Raw genomic sequence first — 1,913 nt, 5'->3', positions numbered from 1 at the left:
TTCCTTGCTCCGGACCATCAACATCCTCTCGCTGCTCTTCCACACCCTGCAGGAGTTGCTCGATAACAAGTACCAGTTGCTACGAGCGCACTTACCGAAGCGCCAAACCTTCTTTAATGATTTGCGCGCGCTTACCCAGACTGTACTTCGACAGTTGGGACCACCTTCTGACCTTTATGCTTGAGGGTCTCGAGTTAGACATCCCACCCGATAGCAGTTGAATTTCCAAAATGAGAATTGCTGGGGGGTGATATGGGTATTTGACATATTGATTAAGTTGTGCTTATTGATTAACCCGTCAATGATTAAGATTTATTGCTAAGGGATATGCACTAATTGTCCCGTGTGCTAAGACTGAATGGAGTGCATTTTGAGTGTAACGGTACGACTATCGGGTTGAGTGTTTCCCGGTTATCGTAGCCAGAATAGGCTTTTAAGCGATATGGAGAATAGGGGAGTCGAACCCCTGACCTCTGCGGTGCGATCGCAGCACTCTACCAACTGAGCTAATTCCCCAAGTATAGAGAGAGATAGGACACAACCGCCGATTATAACATCAATCGGGTTCCGATAGTGCAACTTCTCCAGAGATTCCCAAAATCCTCTCTAACTCCAAGTCCTGGAGATAGTCCACACACCAATCAGCGCGACGCTGTAGCATATGGAAAGGATAAGTATGGGCTACCCCCACGACAGGAATACCCGCGCGTTTCGCCGCCTCAATACCAGCAAAAGTATCCTCAATAGCTAAACACTCTTCCGGCTGCAAATTCAAGGTCTCATCAGCAGAATTTAGCCTTTGTAGCGCCAATAAATAGCCATCAGGTTCCGGCTTGCTGGTGGTAATATCATCCCCAGCGACAATGATGGAAAAATAATCAATCAACCCCGCGCGAGTCAAAACTAACTCAACTTCCTCTCTAATAGCGCCGGTAACTAGGGCGATTTTCAAATTCGCCGTCTGAATGCGTGTAATTAGTTCCCGCAACCCATCATATAGAGGTAGGTCTGACATAGCATTTAACCGCTGTTGATAGGCTTGTGCTTTCCGCGCGATCAGGTTTTCTAGCTCCTCAGAAGTTACGACTCTGCCGTATAATGAGAGTAAATCCTGTAAACAGGCGCGATCGCTTCTTCCTAAGCAAACCTCACGAATTTTATCTGGTTTCACCCGCAGATTTTCAGCTAACAATAATTCCTCGATTAACTGTTCATGAATCGATTCATCATTGATAATTACACCATTAAAATCAAAAATAACAGCCTTTAAACTCATACCCAGTTAATGGATAATGGACAAATGTTATCTATGGAAATTATTAATTAATAATTATTAATTAATAATTATCTGTGGGAATTGAGATTGACAGCAGAACCCGCCCCTACATGATAACCAATTATTGATGGATATGGGGTGGGTAGGGGCGGTTTTACGAGTGTTATCTGTGGGAATTGAGATTGACAGCAGAACCCGCCCCTACCAAAGTATTAATTATCTTAGGCTGGGGCAGGAAATGGGTTATGATTGGGCTGTTGTTCCCATTGTGAATTGATGTTGGGGGAATGGTTAATAATCGGTTTGAGACCTACGGTAACTTGATTTATCCACCATATATCCTCCGATCGCACTTTCGCAAAACCCGCCGCCCCAAGAGTTGCATCAACGCTTCCGGTGGCATAATCTTTAAGATAGGGTTCCTCAAAAATTTCGGTTAGCCAGGGGTTTTGGCGTAAGATTTTCTGATGACCGTCAAGAATCATTACTTCTCCCCCGGCTTTCAGAAGTCGGAAAGCCTCCCGCGCTATGGCTATGGCTATTTCTGGGGGGGTTTCATGGAAAACTAGAGAAGCGGAAACTAAGTCAAAAGATTGAGGTTMAAAGCGATCGCTTTCTTCTGCTAAACCATGATAGA

The 1,913-nt window shown here is 44.7% G+C and carries 2 protein-coding genes, 1 tRNA gene and 1 pseudogene; 1 reads left to right on the top strand and 3 read right to left on the bottom strand.

All coding sequences use genetic code 11. The annotated features are described in order from the left end of the window. Positions 1-184, top strand: a pseudogene (locus B9T16_RS28220) (hypothetical protein); the annotation flags it as partial. Positions 185-443: 259 nt separating this feature from the next. On the opposite strand, the gene B9T16_RS28215 reads toward B9T16_RS28220, so the two are convergent. The 3 genes from B9T16_RS28215 to B9T16_RS28205 form a co-directional block, all read right to left on the bottom strand. After that, positions 444-516: transfer RNA gene (locus B9T16_RS28215), tRNA-Ala, on the bottom strand. Positions 517-556: 40 nt separating this feature from the next. Then, the gene (locus B9T16_RS28210; RefSeq protein WP_410246342.1) at positions 557-1,276 is read right to left on the bottom strand and encodes an HAD family hydrolase; all 720 of its coding nucleotides are present in this window, start codon (positions 1,274-1,276) and stop codon (positions 557-559) included. A 221-nt stretch (positions 1,277-1,497) separates the two neighbouring features. After that, positions 1,498-1,913: class I SAM-dependent methyltransferase (locus B9T16_RS28205; protein WP_410246341.1), on the bottom strand; the 416-nt coding region annotated here is incomplete at its 5' end.

It is taken from the genome of Arthrospira sp. PCC 8006 (assembly GCF_046480465.1).
In the GTDB taxonomy this organism is placed as follows: Bacteria; Cyanobacteriota; Cyanobacteriia; order Cyanobacteriales; family Microcoleaceae; genus Limnospira; species Limnospira platensis.
Note: the sequence above shows the minus strand (reverse complement) of the source record. Positions and strands in the feature narration are given on the sequence as shown.